The following is a 17264-nucleotide window of genomic DNA, read 5'->3' as shown; positions in this document are numbered from 1 at the left end:
ATAAATATTTATAGTAAAAAATTCAAAAAATTTCAAAAAATAATAAATTTTTATTGAAAAATATGATATAATTAAGAAAGTTAATTTTAATAGGAGGAAAAATGGGTGTATTTGATTTTGTAAAAATATTTAGAGTAAATAAAAGTATTTCGATAGATTTAGGAACTGCAAATATATTGATTTACGATAAGCAAAGAAAAAAAATAGTATTAAACGAGCCATCTGTTGTTGCACGTGATAGAAAAACAGGAAGATTAATTGCAGTTGGAAAAGAAGCTAGAGAAATGCTTGGGAAGACTCCTGACAGTATTCAAGCTATTAAACCTTTGCAAGATGGAGTTATCGCAGATATTGACTCAACAAAGGAAATGATTACATACTTTATTCACAAAATTTATGGAAATTCGCTGTTCAAGCCTGAAGTAATGATTTGTGTGCCGATTGAAGTAACAAGTGTTGAAAGAAAAGCATTGTTTGATGCAGTAAAGGGCGCTAAAAAGACATACATTATTGAAGAAGGAAGAGCCGCTATTATTGGTTCCGGAGTGGATATTTCACAACCTGAAGGAAGCATGGTAATTGATATAGGTGGAGGTTCTACTGATATTGCAATTCTTTCGCTAGATGAAATTATTGCAAGTAAATCAATTAGAATTGCTGGAAACAGATTTGATGAAGATATTGTAAGATATGTAAAAAGAAAATATAATTTATTAATTGGAGATAGAACTGCTGAAAAAATAAAAAAAGATTTAGGTTCAGCATTAAAAGTTCAGTCGCCTGAAGTTATGGAAATAAAAGGTAGAGATTTGGAAACTGGAATTCCTAATACTGTGGAAGTCAATGCAAATGAAATTTACGAAGCAATCGAAGATTCTCTATTCCAAATTGTAAACTCTACAAAAGAAGTTCTTGAAAAATGTCCGCCTGAATTGGCAGCAGATATTTTGGATAACGGAATTGTAATGACTGGTGGAGGTTCTCTAATCAGAAACTTTATTGACATGATGGAAAAAGAAGTTGGAATCAAAGTATTCTTGTCTCCAAATCCATTGGATTCAGTAGTTTTAGGTGGAGGAGCCGCATTTGACAACAAGAAACTGTTAAGAACTCTTCAAATGAAAGAAAATTAATATTTGTTGTTAATTTTAAAAAAGAAAAAAAGAAAATGAGAAAAAATGAAATTACAGAAAATAACTGAAAAATTTAAAAATGAGGCAAATCAGGATAAAGTGAGCGCAAGTTATCTCTTTTACGGTGATAAGAGAGTTGACTTGCTTTCTTATGCACTAATGTTTTCAAAAATGATTATGACAAAAAATATCCAAAATGATGCTGAAAAAGAAAAAATAGAACGGCTTATCGACATTTCTCAGCATCCTGACATTGAAATAATAAATAAAAACAATGAAAACATAAAAATTGATGAAGTGCGGGAAATCATCTATTCTTCGATAGAATCCTCATTTAATTCACCAAAAAAAATATTTATTCTGTGCGGAATTGAAAATTTGAGAAAAGAATCTTCAAATGCGCTTTTAAAAATTTTGGAAGAACCTCCAAAAAACGTATATTTTATACTTTTATCACGAACATTAAATATAATTCCTACAATAAAATCCCGTACAATTAAATTCCATCTATCTGGAATGAATAACGAAGAACTGGGAGTTAGCAAAGAAATTTACTATTTCTTTGATGGAAATGAAAATGATATTCTGGAATTTAAAAGGCAAAATCTTTCGCTTGATGACATTAAGTTCCAAATTAACACAGTTGAAGATATTTTTCAAATTGTTACGGAAATGAAAAATTATGTGAGCGGGGAATTTGCTATTAAAAATAGTTTGGATTTGACAATAAAATATAATAAAAGCATTGAACTGATAGCGCGGCGGATACGTTTTTGGGAGCTTGAAAATGTTTATTTTTTTATAAATGAAATTGAAAATGAACTAAAGAAAGAAAGGGAATTTTTGATAGGTTTTCTTTCTAAAATTATTATAAATGCAAAAAATTCTGTGGAAACAGAAGATTTGAAAAATCTGATAAATTTAAAAAATAGCATTAGAAATAATGTAAATATAAAAAGTGTACTTTTTAATTTTTTTGATATTTTGCAAAATTCTTAAAAAAAAAAATACTAATGAAAGATAAAATGGGAAATAAACTGTATTGTCAGAATATCTCCCATTTTTTCATAATATTTAAATAGTAAAAATCAGTTAAAAGGATTTTTAGTTCTCTTATAAACTAAAAATATGATTCGCATAATTTCCAGCATTTTCTGAAAGTTCCTCATCACTTATATTATCAGTATCAAAAAGAAAATAATGAGAAATTAGGTTTGCCTTGACATATTCAACAGTTGCTTTAAAATGTATCAAAATTTCATCCATTGAAAATTTCACAGAGCCAGTTTTTGAATAGTCACTTTCAAATCCTCCAATAGAAATTGCAACTCCTATATTTTTTCCTTTTAGGTTATATTCATTTCCATAGGCCCAATTATAGGAAAGTACATCATCAAGCCATTTTTTTAATAAAGGAGTGTATGTGTACCAGTAAAGCGGAAATTGAATAATTATGTTATCATGAGATAGTAACAATTCGTGCTCTCTTTCAATATCAATATCCCAATTTGGGTAATTTTTGTAAAGTTCATTTACTGTAATTTTGTCAGGATATTTTTCCAGTTCTTCCTTCCATCTTTTGTTAATTCTCGAATTTTCCATATCTGGATGTGCTAAAATAACTAAAGTTTTCATAATTTAATCATCCTCTCTTTTTTAGAGCTCTACATTTTAATTTTTTTATTTCACAAGAAGTCAAAATTCCTTACTTCATAACATTTATTTTATTAAATTCCAGGTTTGTATGATTATCAAATAGATCTCTATCTTAAATAGCAATTTTAAAAATTATTTTTTTCTGAAAACATAAAATAAAATTCATAATTTATATCTGTCATTTTTCCATCTGTAATTTCTTCATAAATATTTTGCAATGAAATCTTATAATTTATATCTCCTGCTGTTCCAACATATTCAAAGTCTTTTGGCAAAACCTTATATTCTTCATCAGAACCTCCTGAATTTTCAAGTTTGAGAGTCTTTAATTTTACCAACACCTGTTTTATTAGATCTTCACAATTAAGTTTAGCTAACTCTTTCCCGTTCTTGTCACTTACTGTAATCATTTTGTTTACAATGGCAACTTTATATTCGCCAGATTTATATGTCAGGTCTGTAGATTCTCCCCATTTTTTTTGATAATGGATAACATTGTCATAACCTTTTGCATCTAAAATATCTGAAGTATTTTCTTCTGTCTTTAAGTCATAGTTTACCGCTTTTCTAATATCATAACTTTCACCATCTTCCCCATCTTCTTCACCATAATAATTTCTCCAGGAATCCTTAATTCCCAAATCTCTTTCCAAATCATATGAAATTTCATAAACTTTTCCGCTGGAATTTTTCAACCCAAGACTTTTAACCGATGATTTTCCCCTAGAATAAATATAGTCAATTACTGTATAAATCTGATTTCCTTGTCTATTAGTCAAATTTTGGGTAATTTTTGAAATTTTCCCATTTTTTAAAGCTCCATATTTTACAAGCATTCTTTTTAATCTCTGGCTTTGACTGTAAACACTCACTCTTTCAGCGTTAAATGGAGAATAAACAGCAATTACAAGGCATAAAATCAGGCTTATTAGAATCTTTGCAACTTTTGAGTTTCTTATGAATGAAATCATGCAGAAAAATAACCAGAATATTAAAAGCAGCACATAATATCGGTTTTCTGTAATTCCATACTGATAAATTCTTTGAAAAATTGCAAGTAATGAAGCAAATATCAAAGGTATTGAAAAATATGGAAAATATTTTTTAAAATTACCTAAAAATTTATCACTTTTAATAAGTGGAATTATTAAAATGATGATAAACAGGCTAAATGCCGTATACCAAAGCACAAGGTGAGAAATTAAGCCTTTTGGCAATTTCATAGATATAATTACATTTATAAAATAAATATACAAAATTCCTGTATAAATAGTAATTAGCGGAACAATTACAAATTTTACAAGCATTTTTAAAATATAGGGAAAATCATAACTTTCCAAATCATCGCCTGGCTTTTTTAGCAATGACAAAAATAAGGAAATCCCCAAAACATCAAATACAAATACCCACGAATACAAATAAAATCTTAAAATAAACCATCCAAACATATCAAATCCAAATAATGCGGCAACTGTAGTCAAAATTATCGCAATTCCAATCCAAAGCACTGTTGCAAAAATACACGATACAACAAAATTCACAAACGCAGATTGCAGATACTTTTCCTTATTTCCCTTTTTTAAAATTGGAATCAATAAAAAGAGTAATATTGAAATTGGGAACAGCATCCAAAATCCAATTTCATAACTATACACAATAAAACAAATATAATAAAATATTGCAATAATAACAACAGTCAAAACTGTATAAATGCTTCTAAAAGACCATTTTTTCTTCTCCCCAAAATACTCTTCCCCGACAACTTCAAACATCGCAGTCATAAAAATCCCAAGTATACAGCAGTTCCTTACTTCTTCCAAAACAGCAACAAAAAATCGTTTAAAGTCTAAATCTCCAATTTCTGTAATCAAAACTACCATAATAAAACTTATTAAAGCAAAAATGATTGTCACCCGAAACCTTTCAAATCCTCCCTTGAAATATTCAAATAACTTTTTAGTTTTTTCCATAAATTTTCCCATAGATAATCACCTCTTATCATATTTTGATTTTAATTCTCTTAATTTTATGATACCACATATTATTTAAAAACAAATGAGAAACTTGATTTATTTTTTAGTTTTCGCCTTAAAGGAACTTATTAATAAAAAAATTTATAAAAGTGACTTAATCAAACGGTTTAATAATTTGAGAATAATAAAACAAATTTTTATTTTCATCTATCAAATAGTAAATCAATGTGATATAATTTATCATAAAATACAAGTTTCATTATTTAAGTGGCAGATTTTGAAAAAATCATTAAATAATATAATCAAAAGGGGGATTATTATGAAAATAAAATATGTCATTATTTTTGTAATGCTGTTAATTGCGGGGAATTTTTTAAGACTTTTAATTGAGGATAAAAATACTCCTGAAATTGAAATTAATAGGGAAAAAAATTATAAAAAGGATAAGGCTAAGAAAGATACTGATTTGACAAAAAGCAATGTGAAATTTGATATTAACAGTATTGAGTATAAAGATTTGCTAAAGCTGGGGATTAATAAGAACAAGGCTGAAAAATTTGTGAAATATCGGGATGAAGTTGGGGTTATTAAAGATGTTAATGAAGTAAAGAATATTTCTGGATTTGGAAAGTCAGGGCTGGAAATTGCTCAGAAATTTTTGTTTGTAGATGATGAAAAGATACAAAATTCTAAACAGAATTATGGACGTGAAATAACGAAATATAATATTAATAAATTAAATGAAAAGGAATTAAAAAAAATAGGATTTACAAATAAGGAAATAAAAAAATTGTTTCCTGAAATTGAGAAAAATAATATAAGGTCGAATGTAGAATTGGAAAAGATTATCGGGAAAGAACGTTATGCAGAAATTGAAGATAAAATAAAATTTATAGAATAAAAAATAATATCATTTTATTTATTAGACTTGTTTTGAAATCATGCGCAATTTGGAATTTAATAAAATAAATATTCTGAAAAAAAATTAAGTTATTGAACAGATCTATTTGATAATATAGCTTAATTCCTTGTTAAATCAAAACTTTTGTCTATTAAAAATTTTTTATAAAATCTGCCACTTAGAAAATTTTACTTGTATTATTCTATAAAATAATTAGAAATTTTAAATTGCATGTTTCTAAAAATTAAATGATAACAGTTTATGATAATCAAGGGAATGAGAACCTTTGTAAAAAAGCAGTAAAAAGAAAGGAGTTTGATTATTTTTTTAAAATAAAATAAAAAAATGAGTTTATTATCAGATATTGCAGTGCCAATTGCAAAATTGGTAAATATGAAAAAATATAAGGAAAAGGATTTTTTAAATCCGAGAAGAGATACAGATTTTTTGAATAAAAACAATTTTGACAAGTCGCTTACCACTGATGAGCAGTTTATCGATGAATATCAAATTTTAACAGTTTCTAGTCAAGAAAGTTGTAACAGACATGTTATTTTTTTACATGGCGGGGCTTATGTCATGCGTGCTGTCCGAGGGCATAAAAATATTATTGAAAAATTAGTGAAAAAGTATCATTTGAAAGTTACATTTATTGACTATCCGCTTGCTCCTGAAAATACTGTGGAAAAGGCACATAAAGTTGTAATGGAGGCTTATAGAAAAATAACAAAAAAATATAAAAATGATGAGTTTTATTTATTTGGAGATTCTTCTGGCGGGGGACTGGCACTTGCATTTTTGCAAAGGCTAAAGGAAGAAAAACAGCTGCCTTTTCCAAAAAAAACGGTATTAATGTCGCCTTGGGCTGATGTTTCAATGACAAATGAGGAAATAGAGGAATTTGCAGAAAAAGATCCGCTTTTGCCTTTAAATGGGCTGATTATAACTGGAAAGCAGTTTGCTGGGGAACTGGATGTGAAAGATCCGCTGATTTCGCCAATTTATGGAAATATGGATAATCTTGGGGAAATATTTCTCATTTTTGGAACAAATGAAATTTTGTATCCAGATTGCTTAAAATTAAGTGATATGCTGGAAATTGCGGTTGGAACAAGCGTAGAAATAAAAATTGGGGAAAATTTGTGTCATGACTGGATTTTAGCCCCTCTTAAAGAATCGGAGGAAACTATTGATGAAATTGGGAAATTTTTTCTAAAATAATCAAGGCTGTTTATACAAATTTTCTATATTTATAGGATTTTATGATAAAATTAGAAAATATTTTACTTAATTAAACATCCTGCCAAATTAAGTTTCGCTGATTTAAACAGAAAGTAACAGGATTGTTTGGAAACTGTATGTATTTTAGAATTTAACAAAAAGATAGCAAGAAGTCTCCGACTTCTACAAGTGGGAGATGAATTGCTTTTTTTGTAAAAAAATTGAAAAAAGGATACTCTTATGATACAATTTTTGTATAAAATATCGAAGAGAAATCGTTAATGATAAAATCTCTAAAGAAATAGTTAAAAATAATATTCAAAATCAAAAGGAGGTGTAATTTTATGAAATATAATTTAGCATTCAGATACAGAATTTATCCAAATAAAGAGCAGGAATTATTGATAAATAAGACTTTTGGATGTGTTCGTTTTGTTTACAATACGATTTTGTACACTGCTAATAAAATTTATGAAGAAACTGGAAAAAATAAAATAGTTACACCTGCCAGTTTGAAAAGTGAAAATCAATTTCTAAAAGAAGTAGACAGTTTGGCACTTTCAAATGCTCAATTAAATGTAAGACAATCGTTTACGAACTTTTTTCAGAAGAGAGCAAAGTTTCCAAGGTTTAAATCTAAAAAGAATAGTGTTAAAAGTTATACGACAAATTGTGTGAATAATTCGATACGAATTGAGGAAGATAAATATTTGGTTTTGCCAAAATTAAAAAGAATAAAATTAAAATATCATAGAGAAATACCGAAGGATTACAAGATAAAGTCAGTAACATTGACAAACAGTAATGGAAATTACTATGTTTCTATTTTGACAGAACTTGAAAAAGAAATTCAAAAAGTAGCTAGTAATGATAAAGTAATAGGACTTGATTTTTCAATGTCTGAGTTATTTGTCAGTTCTGAAAACCAAAGAACTGATTATCCAAAATATTTTAGGATGTTGGAAGAAGAATTGAAAAAATTACAGAAATCATTATCAAGAAAAGTGAAATTTTCTAAGAATTGGTATAGACAAAAAGAGAAAATATCAAGATTGCATGAGTATATCAAAAATTGCCGAAGAGATTTTTTGCATAAATTATCGAAAAAATTGTCTGAAACGTATAATGTTGTGGTTGTTGAGGATTTGAATATGAAAGGGATGAGTCAGGCATTAAATTTTGGAAAAAGTGTAGGAGATAATGGATGGGGAATGTTTTTGAGAATGCTTGAATATAAGTTGATGTTTTTAGGGAAACAATTTTTGAAGATAGATAAGTGGTTTCCGTCATCGAAAACTTGCAGTAAATGTGGAAATGTTAAAGATGAACTGAAATTATCAGAAAGAAGTTATAAATGTGAGTGCTGCGGAATTGAAATTGATAGAGATTACAATGCGGCATTGAATATAAAAAACATTGGAAAATTGATGTTGAAATATTAGGAAAATAAAAAAAGACAGGGTAGGAACTGCCCGAAGAGCTTGGTAAATATATTTGGCTAACAAAAGCAGATACTTCCCAAGAAGCTCCCACTTCTAAAAGCGGGAGTAGTTCACTAAAGAAGCACCTTGTAAAATAAAAAATTAAGTTATTGAACAGATCCGATATTAAAATTATCAAAGAAGAAAAAAAGAAGGAATTTTAACTATGTCTGAAAAAATTAAAAAAAAGAATGATAAAAATAAAATTAACGAAAGAATTGACTGGAAAAAGCATGAGGAAATTCTTGAGATTTATAAAAAAATAAAAGCAGGGATTGAAAAGGCTATAAAAGGTTATAAAAAGGCTTGGAAAGGCACAGAGAAGGAAGTTTTTGCAGAAATGGCGTTTTGTATTTTGACACCTCAGTCGAAGGCTAAGAATGCTTGGCTAGCTATTACAAATTTAGTGGAAAACGGGCTGCTGTATAATGGAAAGGCAGAAGAAATGGTTGAATTTTTAAATATTGTCAGATTTAAAAATAATAAGTCCAGATATTTGGTGGAATTGCGAGAATTAATGACAAGGAATGGAGAATTACAGCCAAAGAAGATTTTGTCCGAAATTGGAGATACTTTTGAAAAAAGAAAATGGATTTTGAAAAATGTTAAGGGAATGGGATTAAAGGAGGCAAATCACGTACTGCGAAATCTTGGATTTGGAGAAAATATTGCAATTTTGGATAGGCATATTCTGAGAAATCTAAAGGCTCTTAATGTAATTGAAGAAATTCCCAAGTCGATAACTGAAAAAAAATATTATGAAATAGAAGAAAAAATGAGAGAATATTCAGACTTTTCAAAAATAAAAATGGATGAACTAGACTTGGTTTTATGGCATAAGGAAGCTGGAGAGATTTTTAAATAATTCCCAAAGTTACGTAGTGTTTTTTTCAAAAAAATATGGTAAAATATTGTAGAGAGTTCATTATAAATATTGAATATATAACTAAAAATCCAATTCTTTATTTTAAAATCAGATCAATATTAAAAACAGCGAAAGGAGAGCGATTACTATGACCTCTAACTTAAAACAATTAAAAGAAGATATTAAAAAGCATAACTTTGCTAAAAGTTCAATTATCCTCGGATTAACAGCATTGCTAGTAAGCTGTGGCGGAGGTGGCGGAGGAGGTGGCGGAGCCGGAAATTCAGGCGGAACTTCAGCTGCAACTCCAACACCTGTTAATCCAGCGCCAGTAACAACAAAGCCTACTGTAACAACAGCAACTTCCGAAATAGGATGGAATTCTTCCACTGTTTCCTATGACAAAAACAACCCGCATAACAATTCAAATACAACACTTACAGGCAATGATGTAAAAATTGGAATCATTGATGTTGGATTTGAAAACTCATCATTTAATTCTGATCTTACAGAAAAATTTGGAAGCCGTTTAACAAAACTTGCAGTCCCAGGATTTACATCAGAAGCTACTGCAAGTGATGATCATGGAATTGTTGTTGCTGATCTTGCGGCAGGATCTTCAAATGGAATTGCAAAAGGTGCCAGTGTCTATGTAATTGATGCAGCAAAAAGAAATACCGACAAGAATGCCACTTATCCAAGCGTGAAACTGGAAATGTATCAAAAATTAAGAGATAACGGCGTAACTATTTATAACCAGTCATTCGGAATTGACGGAGAAGTGACTGACTTTAATGCTGACAATACTTCAAGCCATTATTACGGATTTCAAATTGGAAGCTCTATGCTTGATTTTTATAGAAATGAAGTAAATAACGGCTCATTATTTGTATGGTCTGCCGGAAATGATTCTTCTGACAAGCAGCCTACACTTGAAGGAGGATTGCCACATTTTGAAAGCGGACTTCAAAAAGGATGGATAAATGTAGTTGCATTGACTTCAAAAGATGAATCTAAACTGGGAGATACAAGCTGGAGCAATTTAACTCCTCTATCACCTGCAGGAGTTGCTAAAAACTGGACTGTAACTGCTGTTGGAGACCAGATATTTACAATAAAAGGACAAAATTATATTGGTGGAGGTTCTTCCTTTGCAGCGCCAATTGTAACTGGAACAGCAGCTTTAATTAAGCAAAAGTATCCTTGGATGGATGCTGATTTAATTAGACAGACAATTTTATCAACTGCAACAGATATAGGAACTCCTGGTGTTGATGATGTTTATGGATGGGGACTTTTAAATATCGACAAGGCATTAAAAGGGCCTGCCTTATTTAGCAAGCAGCTTGCGCTTGCAGATAATGTAACCATTAATATTCCAAGCGGAAGTTATATTTTCTCAAATGACATTTCAGGAGATGCAGGGGTAATTAAAAACGGTTCTGGAGATTTAATCTTATCTGGAAATTCTACATTTACAGGGCCTACAACGGTAAATGGCGGAAGATTGCAAGTAAACGGCGTTTATTCTTCTTCAATTAACGTAAAAAAACAAGCCATTCTTTCTACAAATAATGCTGTAATTAAAAATGATGTTATAAATAACGGTACTGTAGAAAATACTGGTTCTACTGAAGTTACTGGAAATTATTCATCATTGGAAAACTCTAGAGTTGTGACAGATTTAAATTCTAACATACATGTAAAAGGGAAAGTTAGCCTGAACAACTCAAAACTTGAAGTAAAACCTGAAGAAAATGGAGAAAGAAAATATATAACATCTAATGGAACTGCACAAGATGTCATTACATCAGATGACAAGATTGAAGGAAACTTTAATAGCGTAAATACTGATGAAATGTTAAATGCTAAATTAAATCAGACTGAAAATTCTGTTTCTGCAAAAGTAAGCAGAAAAAACGTACTGGATTATGTGGAAAAAATTTCAGAATCTGATGAAATGCAAAAAAATACTGCGCAAAATCTGGAAACTGCCTTTCAAAAATTAGATCAGGATATTGAAAATGGAACAGCTGGAAATGTTGCACAGTTTGAAAGAAAAGCCGCTAAATTGCAAGCCCTTACTTCTTCAAACAGAGCAGCTGTTTTGGACAGTTTGTCTGGACAAATTTATGCTTCGGCACAAGCATTGACATTCCAGCATTCGCAAACTGTAAACAAGGATTTGTCTAACAGATTGGTTATGCTGGGAACTCTTGACAATGTTGGAGACAAATTTGGATTGTGGATTACTGGATTAGGTGCCAATGGTAAATTAAAACAAGATGGATATGGAAAAGGAGATACTAAAGTATACGGTGGACAAGTCGGAATTGATAAGCAATTTGGAGAAAACTTGATTTTAGGTACTGCTTTATCTTATTCAAAAGCTGATGTTAAATTTGACAGATATGGCGGAAAATCTGATGCTAACAATTTTGGAATTTCATTGTACGGAAGATTAGGAAATAAAGATGTTCCAGTCTACTTACAAGGACGTTTTGGAATTGGATTCGTTGACAGTGATGTGGAAAGGGATATTATTTTAAGCAGCAACGACTATACTAGAGCTAAAATTAATCATAATGACAAGGTTTATTCTGGATATTTAGAAACAGGATATGACGTTAAAAATGCTAATGGAGATTTTGTAGTAACACCATTTGTAGGATTAACTCACGATACGGTTGTAAGAGGGTCATTCTCTGAAGAAAAAAGCCAATTTGGATTGACTGCTGATAAGAAGAATTATAATCAGACAGCCGCATTAGTTGGGCTTAGAGCTGGAAAAGCTGTAAACTGGAAAGGTGGAAGCAAAACTACATTCCAAGGTTATGTAACACATCAAAGAGCCTTTAATAAGCAGGATTTAAGTTTTGATGCAAGATATACTGGACTTCCAGGAGCAACATTCAAGGTAAAAGGTATTGGACTTGCTAAGAACAAGACTTGGGCTGGAGTTGGAGCATTAACAGAAGTAAATAAAGACTTTGGATGGTATGTAAATTATGATGGTTCTGTTGACGGCGGAAAAGGTAAAGGAAACAATAATGTGTTTACAACAGGAGTCAGATTTAATTTTTAATCTAAATTTTAGATTTGTTGACTTTTTAAATAACAAGTGTTATAATACTATAAAATAATAAAACTGGAGGTTTTTTTTATGAAACAGAATACATTAATTAGCAACATTGTAAAAATTGAAGCAAAAGAAAAGGAAACTTTTAAAAACATTCTTTTAGTGCTGGGCGGAGTGGCATTTTTATCAATAATGTCTCAAGTTTTAATTCCGCTTCCTTACACTCCTGTACCAATTTCACTTGGAACATTTGGAGTAACACTAATGGCACTATTATACGGAAGAAAATTGGGAACTGCAACTATACTTTCCTATGTTGCGGCAGGTAGCTTAGGCGCTCCAATTTTTGCTGGAGGTAAAGCTGGTTCATTATTCTCACCAACTGGCGGATATATTTTAGGATATATTGCAGCTACAATAATTTTAGGATATTTAGCAGATAGAGGTGTTACAAAGTCTTATGTTAAAACAATTCTTTCACTAATACTTTCAAGTGCCATTATTTTAACATTAGGTTCATTAGTATTGTCATTATTTGTACCTGGAAAAAACGCGTTTATGATTGGTGTATTGCCTTTCCTTCCTGGAGATGCATTAAAATCAACTACTGTAACACTTTTACTTCCGACATTGTGGAAATTTATTCCAAAAAATGACAAATAAATATCTAATAGAAAGAATTAATTTATTATACATCTATCTAAAAAGAAATTGCCTGAAAAAGTAAAACAAATTGTATATAAAATACTGAATATGAACTTTACTGTGATTCTCACTCAATTTGTAATTGTTTCAGCTATACAGCCATTAGCTTATGTATTACTGGACTTTGGATTTACTGGATTATTTCATATATTATAGGAACAGTAAAATTTTTGAAAAATGAAGATTATTCATATAAATTTTCAGCAAATATTTTGAAACCATAAAAATTGATATATTAATTATCGTATAAATTCCCGTTTTAAAAAAAATTTTTTAAACGGGAGTTTTTTTGTAACATAAGTTACAGTATTATTTGAAAAAATATTATAGAATATAAGTGGAGAGAAATCAACAGTTTTATACTATTTCCTATTCTTATTTTAGGATTTTAGTATAAAATTGATTTATTATTTGCTTTTTTGGAAAATATCATTATAACTTTTGATTTAAAATGCATTTTATAATAGTCAGATAAAAGATCTGATGTTATTAGATGCATTTTTTATTTTATCTCAATTTTATTATTTTAATGTTAAAAATATTCATATTAAAAAAATATCTTGACAACCAAAGTATATAATGTTAATATATTATTGTTATTAGGTCTTCCTAATTTTAAAATTAGGTTTAGCTAAACCTGAAAGGAGTTGAGATGAGCAGAAGTATAGAAGACTATTTAAAGGGAATATATACTTTGAAAAAAAAGAAGGAATATTCCAATAAAAAACTTGCAGAATATTTAAATATCTCTCCAGCTTCAGTTAGTGAAATGATAAAAAAGTTGGCAAACGATGATTATTTAACTATCGACAAAAAAACAGTAAAACTTACTGAAAAAGGGAACAGCTTTGCACTTGACATTATACGTAAACATAGGGTTTGGGAAGTTTTTTTGTTTGAAAAGCTGGGATATGAAAAGAAAGAAGTGCATAAAGAAGCAGAAATTTTGGAACATGTAACTAGCAATAAACTTCTTCAAAAGCTGGAAAAATTCCTGTTTTATCCTAAGGAATGTCCGCACGGAAGCCCGATTTTCTATGATTTGGAAAACTTAGATGAGGAAAATATTATAAAATTATCTGAAGCTGAGGAAGATGATGAAATTGTTATATTAAGTGTGGAAGATAATATAGAATTATATGATTATCTAAGGGATTTAGATATAAATTTAAAGGAAAAATATATTGTAGAAAGAAAAGATCCGTTTAATGGACCGATATATTTGAAAAGTGAGCAAAATAATGGAAAAATAGTGGCTTTTAATGCAGCAGATATGATTGAGGTTTATAAAAAAAATAAAGATTTGGAGGAGACAGATAATGAGTAAAAACAACGTATTAACAAAATTAAACTTAGTAATCGCAGTATGTGTAGCAATGATGCTACTAATATCTTGTGGAAAAGGTGGAGCTTCATCAGGAAAAAAAATAAAAGTTACGACAACAACGACAATGCTTACTGACCTTGTAAAAACAATTGGTGGAGATAAAGTCGAAGTTACAGGACTTATGGGAGAAGGAGTAGATCCGCATTTGTATAGTGCTAGTGCAGGAGATATTGAAAAACTTGGAAATGCAGACATTATAGTGTATGGTGGATTACATCTGGAAGGTAAAATGACAGAAATTTTTGAAAAATTAACTTCTCAAAACAAAAATATACTAAATGTTGGGGACAAACTAGATAAAAGTAAAATTCATTTAGTTGACCAAAATACTCCTGATCCGCATGTATGGTTCAATACAGAATTATGGGAAAAAGAAGCTGAGGCAGTCGAAGCTGAATTAAGTAAATTTGATCCTAAAAATAGTGACTACTACAAAGAAAACTTGAAAAAATATAAAGCTGAACTAAATGAACTTACAACTTATGTAAAAACAAGAATAAGTGAAATTCCTGAAAAAAGCAGAGTTCTTGTAACAGCTCACGATGCATTTAACTACTTTGGAGAACAATTTGGACTAGAAGTAAAAGCAATACAAGGTGTTTCTACAGATTCTGAAACTGGTACAAAAAATATAAGCGACTTAGCCAATTTCATTGTTCAAAGAAATATAAAAGCAATATTTGTAGAATCTTCTGTTCCGAAAAAAAGTATAGAAGCATTGCAGGAAGCTGTAAAAGCTAGAGGAAAAGAAGTTAAAATAGGTGGAGAATTGTATTCAGATTCGCTAGGAGATAAAGCACATAACTCTGAAACTTATATTAAAACAGTTAAAGCAAACGCCGATACCATTGTAAATGCTTTAAAATAAAAATTAAACTCGCTTTTCTCAGACCATAATTTTTATTTTCAAAAAATGCTTAGACAAGCGGGGATGCAAGGGTATGGCGATTGATACCCTTGCAATAATTAAAAAAATAACATAAAAAATTAAAGGAAAATATTTATTAATAACAATTTATTTTATAAAAATACAAAATGATTATTAAAAATTAAGACAAAATGAGACATTAAATAAAAAATAAATTTGCAGAAATAGAACAGTTTTACAATTTAGGAGAAGGAGGAAAGATGAATCAAAATGTTTCTGATGATATTATTATAAGGGTTGAGGATTTAACGGTAGCTTATGAAGATAAGCCTGTTTTGTGGGATGTTGAGCTTGACATTAAAAAGGGAGTCCTTATGGCTATAGTGGGACCAAATGGGGCTGGGAAATCTACTTTAATTAAAGCAATGCTTGATTTACTAAAGCCTGTTACTGGAGAAGTAAGATTTTATAATGAAAAATATAGCAAAGTGCGGGATAAGATAGCTTATGTACCACAAAGAGGAAGTGTTGACTGGGATTTTCCCACTACTGTATTTGATGTTGTGGAAATGGGGCGTTATGGAAAAGTCGGGTGGTTAAAGAAAGTTAGAAAAATTGATAAAGAAAAAACGAAAGAAGCGATTCACAAAGTTGAAATGGATGAATTTTCAGATAGGCAAATAAGCCAGTTGTCTGGTGGTCAGCAGCAAAGAGTGTTTTTGGCACGGGCATTAGTGCAGGATGCTGAAATATATTTTATGGATGAGCCGTTTCAAGGTGTCGACAGTAAAACGGAAAAATCTATTGTAAATATTTTAAAAAAATTGCGAGATGAGAAAAAAACTGTAATTGTTGTTCATCATGATTTGCAGACAGTAAAGGATTATTTTGATTATGTGACATTTATAAATGTGTCTGTTATAGCTTCTGGACCTGTGGAAGAAATTTTTACTCCTGAAAATATTGAAAAAACATATAAGAGTAAAAAAGCAACTCAAAATAATGAAAATCTGTCTGAAATTGAAAAGGAGCGATAAAATGAATATATTAAATCTTCTTATAACAGATCATACATTCAGAACAGTTGCACTTGGTTGTCTATTGCTTGGAATGGTTTCAGGAATACTTGGATGTTTTGCCGTTTTACGAAAGCAAAGTTTATTGGGAGATGCAGTTTCTCATGCTTCACTTCCCGGAGTTTGCTTAGCTTTTTTATTTACAAACGTGAAAAATACAGAAGTTTTGCTGCTTGGTGCCTTAATAACAGGAATTGTATGTATTGGTTTAATCCAATTAATTCAAAATTATACAAAAATAAAATTTGATAGTGCTTTAGCATTGATTTTATCAGTATTTTTTGGGTTAGGGTTAGTTTTACTTTCTTATTTGAATAAATTGCCGGGTGCAAATAAATCGGGATTAAATAAATTTATTTTTGGGCAAGCATCGACATTTATTAAAAGAGATGTAAATATTATCTTCATTACAGGGATTATTCTTTTAATTATAATTATTCTTTTCTGGAAGGAATTTAAAATTGTTTCGTTTGACTCTGATTTTGCTAAAACATTGGGATTTCCAAGCAAGAAAATCGAAATATTAATTTCCATATTGATTGTAACAACCGTAATAATTGGTATTCAAGCGGCAGGAGTAATTTTAATAAGTGCGATGCTTATTTCTCCAGCAGTTGCAGCACGGCAATGGACAGACAAACTTTCGATTATGGTAATTTTGGCGGCATTTTTTGGAGGAATATCAGGTCTGCTTGGAACTTTGATTAGTATAAGTGAAAGTAATTTGCCTACCGGGCCTGTTATTGTCATAATTATAAGTATAATTGTAATTATTAGTATTCTTTTTTCAAATAAAAGAGGGATTGTATTTAAAATTATAAGAAATCAGAAAAGAAAAAAAGAATTTAAGAAAAAACTTGAAAATAAAAAATCTGAATTAAATAGTTTAAAAATGAATAATTTGGAAAGGGGGAAATAA

At 29.8% G+C, this 17264-nt stretch carries 14 protein-coding genes; 12 read left to right on the top strand and 2 right to left on the bottom strand.

Annotated features, from left to right (window positions below; genetic code table 11):
- Positions 1-101 precede the first annotated feature (101 nt).
- Complete coding sequence (locus HW276_RS01830; protein WP_178937184.1) at positions 102-1133, top strand: rod shape-determining protein; 1032 nt, start codon at positions 102-104, stop codon at positions 1131-1133.
- A gap of 45 nt (positions 1134-1178) precedes the next feature.
- A complete protein-coding gene (locus HW276_RS01825; protein WP_178937183.1) occupies positions 1179-2132 on the top strand; it encodes an ATPase in 954 nt (317 codons plus the stop codon).
- A gap of 114 nt (positions 2133-2246) precedes the next feature.
- Here the strand turns inward: HW276_RS01825 and HW276_RS01820 are convergent, their stop codons facing one another.
- Positions 2247-2768 (bottom strand): NAD(P)H-dependent oxidoreductase, encoded by a 522-nt coding sequence (locus HW276_RS01820; protein WP_178937182.1) that lies wholly within the window; start codon positions 2766-2768, stop codon positions 2247-2249.
- A 146-nt stretch (positions 2769-2914) separates the two neighbouring features.
- On the bottom strand, positions 2915-4771 hold the full coding sequence (locus HW276_RS01815; protein ID WP_178937181.1) for a DUF4153 domain-containing protein: 1857 nt from the start codon (positions 4769-4771) through the stop codon (positions 2915-2917).
- Positions 4772-5081: 310 nt separating this feature from the next.
- Between HW276_RS01815 and HW276_RS01810 the strand changes: the two genes are divergently transcribed.
- The 10 genes from HW276_RS01810 (at position 5082) to HW276_RS01765 (ending at position 17264) form a co-directional block, all read left to right on the top strand.
- Positions 5082-5663, top strand: coding sequence for a helix-hairpin-helix domain-containing protein (locus HW276_RS01810; RefSeq protein WP_178937180.1), 582 nt, complete (start codon positions 5082-5084; stop codon positions 5661-5663).
- 345 nt (positions 5664-6008) lie between these two features.
- Positions 6009-6884 (top strand): alpha/beta hydrolase fold domain-containing protein, encoded by an 876-nt coding sequence (locus tag HW276_RS01805; protein ID WP_178937179.1) that lies wholly within the window; start codon positions 6009-6011, stop codon positions 6882-6884.
- A 344-nt stretch (positions 6885-7228) separates the two neighbouring features.
- Positions 7229-8326, top strand: a complete 1098-nt coding sequence (locus tag HW276_RS01800) for an RNA-guided endonuclease TnpB family protein (RefSeq protein ID WP_178937178.1) — start codon at positions 7229-7231, stop codon at positions 8324-8326.
- A 205-nt stretch (positions 8327-8531) separates the two neighbouring features.
- Positions 8532-9230 carry an N-glycosylase/DNA lyase gene (locus HW276_RS01795; protein ID WP_178937177.1) on the top strand — a complete coding sequence of 233 codons (699 nt, stop codon included), beginning with the start codon at positions 8532-8534 and terminating at the stop codon, positions 9228-9230.
- 148 nt (positions 9231-9378) lie between these two features.
- Positions 9379-12315, top strand: a complete 2937-nt coding sequence (locus HW276_RS01790) for an autotransporter domain-containing protein (protein ID WP_178937176.1) — start codon at positions 9379-9381, stop codon at positions 12313-12315.
- Between the two features lie 78 nt (positions 12316-12393).
- The gene (locus HW276_RS01785; RefSeq protein WP_147002940.1) at positions 12394-12972 is read left to right on the top strand and encodes a biotin transporter BioY; all 579 of its coding nucleotides are present in this window, start codon (positions 12394-12396) and stop codon (positions 12970-12972) included.
- A gap of 694 nt (positions 12973-13666) precedes the next feature.
- Entirely contained in the window at positions 13667-14341 is a 675-nt protein-coding gene (locus HW276_RS01780; RefSeq protein WP_146961721.1) for a metal-dependent transcriptional regulator, read from the top strand.
- On the top strand, positions 14334-15269 hold the full coding sequence (locus HW276_RS01775) for a metal ABC transporter solute-binding protein, Zn/Mn family (protein ID WP_018450443.1): 936 nt from the start codon (positions 14334-14336) through the stop codon (positions 15267-15269). The genes HW276_RS01780 and HW276_RS01775 overlap by 8 nt, the downstream gene beginning before the upstream one ends.
- Positions 15270-15529: 260 nt before the next feature.
- Positions 15530-16306: a metal ABC transporter ATP-binding protein gene (locus HW276_RS01770; RefSeq protein WP_060917827.1), complete on the top strand. Its 777-nt coding sequence runs from the start codon at positions 15530-15532 to the stop codon at positions 16304-16306.
- Between the two features lies 1 nt (position 16307).
- The gene (locus HW276_RS01765; RefSeq protein ID WP_018450445.1) at positions 16308-17264 is read left to right on the top strand and encodes a metal ABC transporter permease; all 957 of its coding nucleotides are present in this window, start codon (positions 16308-16310) and stop codon (positions 17262-17264) included.

It is taken from the genome of Leptotrichia sp. oral taxon 417, from assembly GCF_013394865.1.
Lineage (GTDB): Bacteria > Fusobacteriota > Fusobacteriia > Fusobacteriales > Leptotrichiaceae > Leptotrichia > Leptotrichia wadei_A.
Note: the sequence above shows the minus strand (reverse complement) of the source record. Positions and strands in the feature narration are given on the sequence as shown.